This window comes from Dyella psychrodurans, from assembly GCF_003363265.1.
GTDB lineage: Bacteria > Pseudomonadota > Gammaproteobacteria > Xanthomonadales > Rhodanobacteraceae > Dyella_B > Dyella_B psychrodurans.
Genome location: NZ_QRBF01000008.1, coordinates 1 through 3,829 on the forward strand (window position 1 = coordinate 1; position 3,829 = coordinate 3,829).

4 protein-coding genes and 1 tRNA gene are annotated in these 3,829 nt (G+C 61.0%); 2 read left to right on the forward strand and 3 right to left on the reverse strand.

Going from position 1 to position 3,829, the window contains the following annotated elements:
* Positions 1–180 (forward strand): hypothetical protein (locus tag DWU99_RS21045; RefSeq protein ID WP_158543348.1); only part of this gene is annotated, 180 nt, incomplete at its 5' end.
* 68 nt (positions 181–248) lie between these two features.
* Here the strand turns inward: DWU99_RS21045 and DWU99_RS17820 are convergent.
* The 3 genes from DWU99_RS17820 to DWU99_RS17830 all read right to left on the reverse strand — a co-directional run bounded on the left by DWU99_RS17820 (position 249) and on the right by DWU99_RS17830 (position 2,126).
* Positions 249–539 (reverse strand): hypothetical protein, encoded by a 291-nt coding sequence (locus DWU99_RS17820; RefSeq protein WP_115479445.1) that lies wholly within the window; start codon positions 537–539, stop codon positions 249–251.
* Positions 540–1,049: 510 nt separating this feature from the next.
* Entirely contained in the window at positions 1,050–1,388 is a 339-nt protein-coding gene (locus DWU99_RS17825) for a hypothetical protein (RefSeq protein WP_115479446.1), read from the reverse strand.
* Positions 1,389–2,049: 661 nt separating this feature from the next.
* Positions 2,050–2,126 (reverse strand) — tRNA-Arg (locus DWU99_RS17830).
* Between the two features lie 146 nt (positions 2,127–2,272).
* Between DWU99_RS17830 and amaB the strand changes: the two genes are divergently transcribed.
* The gene (gene amaB, locus DWU99_RS17835) at positions 2,273–3,808 is read left to right on the forward strand and encodes an L-piperidine-6-carboxylate dehydrogenase (protein ID WP_115479447.1); all 1,536 of its coding nucleotides are present in this window, start codon (positions 2,273–2,275) and stop codon (positions 3,806–3,808) included.
* Positions 3,809–3,829 lie beyond the last annotated feature (21 nt).

Here is a 3,829-nt window from a genome sequence, read left to right on the forward strand (position 1 = left end):
ACGCTGATGGCACATATCGCTTACAGCGAAGACGACATCACCAACGGCAATGTCGTGCTGAAGATCGGCCGTGCGGATCTCTATTACTACTTTCAGGAGATCAGCGCGCAGATTGGCGCCGCGCTGGATCGGCTAAGCAAGGAAAACTGGACCGACACGCAAAGCCGGATGTGGCAATGACCCAAAGATGAAACGGATGAGCCACTCCTGATTTCACGGACGCCTGAAAGCGAGGATGGGACTTGAAGCTACTTGCCAGCGATGCCGCTCAACGTGGCATGCAACGAGCCGGATCGAACAGACTGAAGCGCACGAAGGTTTTGTTCCAGCTCGGCGATGGTCAGAGGGAAGTAACCGTCCTCTCCCTCTGATTTGAACCATCCGAGCGCACGCTCCCGGCTCACGCGAATACCCGCTTCGTTCAACGCAGACAGAACGTCATCCACGCCCACGTATCCGACTTCACAGGTCAACCGCCATAGCCAATTCATTTTCATGGGATTGACTGCGCGATTGAGCGGCGGCTGCCTATAGTTCATCTTGGAACTCCCCCGTTGGACAGGCCCCTCGTATGCAAAGGCCGTCTGCGCCGAACCGAACGGCCCGTACAGCGACCATGAGCTGGCGTGCCCTGTATGGTAAATCCGTTGCGCGGCTTCGGCTCGACAGCATTATAGGGGTTGCATGCCCCCTGAGATTCGGAATTTTTCCGATTCAGAACCGGCGGCTACGCCTCCAAGCCGTGCCCACCGGACGCGGCTATCGCTGCGGCATACGTGCCGCAAGAATGGCTCCGCCTACGGTTCCCCCACGTTCTTGGAGGCGCGTGGGCCTGTGATGACGCGGGTGGCGGACAACGGAGGATCTTCCCCCCTTTGAATCCGATCCGTCGGGATATTTCGCATCGGTCGTGCGCCTGTTCAAACGGAGCTGATTCGTTTTACCAAGCGGCGCCATTCGCTGAATGTGCCGCATGCAACGCTCGAACAAAAAAACCTCCCGTGCATGCACGGGAGGCTCGGGGCTTGCATGATCACTTGCGATCGGGATCAGTGCTTCTGACGATAGATGGCGCGGCTGTTGTGATTTTCGGAACGGTTGAGGTTGCGCTGTTCCTGCTTGGTCAGGTGGCCGTCGTGCTTGGCCTCGTCCACGCTCTCACGGCGGGCGATGTTGGCATCGTGCGTTTCGTCGCGCGCGGCCTGCTTCTGGGTCATGGTGCCGTTCTTGAGACCGTTGTTGATGCGGTCCTGCTGGTTTTCCAGGCGATTATTCACTTCGTTGACGCGGGGATGACCGGGGACGTCGGTTTGCGCCATCGCCGAGCCGGAGGCGAGTGCTGCACCGATGACGAGACCGATGACGGTAAGAGTCGACTTTGCATTCATGGCAAATTCCTATGTCTGTGAGCGGACGTTACGTTTTGGAATCTGCCGCCTCACCGTTGCTGGAGAAAGCGGCATGCATGCGTCGGGTGGGGTCAACTGTTCTTTTGCGCCTTGCCGATGGTGTCTCCTCCAGCATCCTGCTTCCATCGCGTGCCCCTCACCTTGCGCAATCGCCATGAACGAGCGGCTTTGGCCCGCGTTGACAAGTGTGCAGACAAAAACCGGGGCGATTCAGCTCGCGATTAACTTGACGTCCCGTTCCTGAGAAAACCTGCCACCTAGCTTTCGGCGAACTGACGCCTTCGCTTTATTGCCGGGGTTTTCGCGCATTTGTGCAGCGCACGAAGTTCGTTTGATGGATCGTGCGCATCGCCTTGCCGAACATCTTTTCGACACTAGTTTTTGCACCCCTGTAGGCAAGGCGGCAAGTGACGCGTTAATACCGATGATGTAACGGCTGCTGCGATGGAGCTGCTTCATCGACAAACACAAGGTATTCCCGTGGGGTGCGGAGCAATCGATACGCGCGCCGATGCTGATGATCAGCAGTACTCGCGACAGCGAATTGGATGGGGACTGCCACGGGCGCGCCCAGGCATTCGATGCACTCGGCACCGGCAACTGACGCACAAATGAATCGCAGGGCGCCTGCGCGAAGAAATGGTGCCCCCGATACGATTCGAACGTACGACCTTCCCCTTAGGAGGGGGACGCTCTATCCAACTGAGCTACGGGGGCATGGCTGAAGTGCCTGATGGGCCGCGATTTTGGCATGGATCGCGGGCCAGCGCGATCCGCCGGAAAGGTCCAAGGGAGGTCCGCCTGATAGAATAGGCGTTCCCCCTTTTCAGGGCGCCGCCTGGCGCCACGTTTCAGGAGTACGCATGTCCCACGAAATCCTCAAGGCGCTCGGTCTCACCGGCGAGCAGTCGGGTACCTACCTCGGCAAAGGCGAATGGTCGAAAACCACCAGCGCCGGCACGCTGCAGCCGCTGAATCCGGCGACGGGCGAGGTGATCGGCACCGTGCATGCCACCAGCGCCGCCGACTACGAGACCATCGTCACGCGCGCGCAGGAAGCCTTCAAGGTATGGCGCACCACCCCTGCCCCGCAGCGCGGCGAAGCCGTGCGCCTGTGCGGCGAAGCGCTGCGCAAGCACAAGGATGCGCTGGGTTCGCTGGTCGCGCTGGAAATGGGCAAGATCAAGCCCGAAGGCGACGGCGAAGTGCAGGAGATGATCGACATCGCCGACTTCGCGGTGGGCCAGAGCCGCATGCTCTACGGCTACACGATGCACTCCGAGCGCCCGGGCCACCGCATGTACGAGCAGTACCAGCCGCTGGGCATCGTCGGCATCATCAGCGCGTTCAACTTCCCGGTCGCGGTGTGGGCGTGGAACGCGATGCTCGCCGCCATCTGCGGCGACATCTGCATCTGGAAGCCGTCGCCGAAGACGCCGCTGTCGGCCATTGCCACGATGAAGATCTGCAATGAAGCGCTGAAGGCCGCCGGCTATCCGGACCTGTTCTTCCTGTTCAACGATGCGGGCACCGATCTTTCGCAGGCGTTCGTGGACGACAAGCGCATTCCGCTGATCAGCTTCACCGGCTCCACCAAGGTGGGCCGCATGGTGGGCGAGCGCGTGGCGCATCGCATGGGCCGCTCGCTGCTGGAACTGGGCGGCAATAACGCGATCATCGTGGACGAAAGCGCGGATCTGAAGCTGGCGATTCCGGCCATCGTGTTCGGCGCCGTCGGCACCGCCGGTCAGCGCTGCACCACCACGCGCCGCCTGTTCGTGCACGAATCGATCATCAACGAAGTCACCGACACGCTGATTGCCGCGTACAAGCAGGTGGAAGGCAAGATCGGCGATCCCACCCTTCCCACCACGCTGATGGGCCCGCTCAACAGCAAGGAAGCCGTGAGCGCCTATCTTGCCGCGATCGAGAAGGCCAAGGCCAGCGGCGGCACGGTGCGCACCGGCGGTGCCGCACTCACCGATCGCAAGGGCAACTTCGTGCTGCCCGCCATCGTCACCGGTTTGAAGAACAGCGACGAGGTGGTACAGACGGAAACCTTCGCGCCGATCCTCTACGTGATGCCGTTCAAGACGCTGGACGAAGCCATCGCGCTGCAGAACAGCGTGCCGCAGGGCCTGTCGTCGTCGATCTTCACCACGAACCTGAAAGCGGCCGAGCAGTATCTGTCGGCGGCCGGTTCGGATTGCGGTATCGCCAACGTCAACATCGGTACGTCGGGTGCCGAGATTGGCGGCGCGTTCGGCGGCGAGAAGGAAACCGGCGGCGGCCGCGAATCCGGCTCGGATGCGTGGAAGGTCTACATGCGTCGCCAGACCAACACCATCAACTACTCCAACGCGCTGCCGCTGGCTCAGGGCATCAAGTTCGATCTGTAAGCGCATGACTCCCTCTCCCCT

Bases quoted from the DNA above. Each gene is read 5' to 3' on its own strand.
- DWU99_RS17820 (WP_115479445.1), bottom strand. From the start codon at position 539: ATGAACTATAGGCAGCCGCCGCTCAATCGCGCAGTCAATCCCATGAAA.
- DWU99_RS17825 (WP_115479446.1), bottom strand. From the start codon at position 1,388: ATGAATGCAAAGTCGACTCTTACCGTCATCGGTCTCGTCATCGGTGCA.
- amaB (WP_115479447.1), top strand. From the start codon at position 2,273: ATGTCCCACGAAATCCTCAAGGCGCTCGGTCTCACCGGCGAGCAGTCG.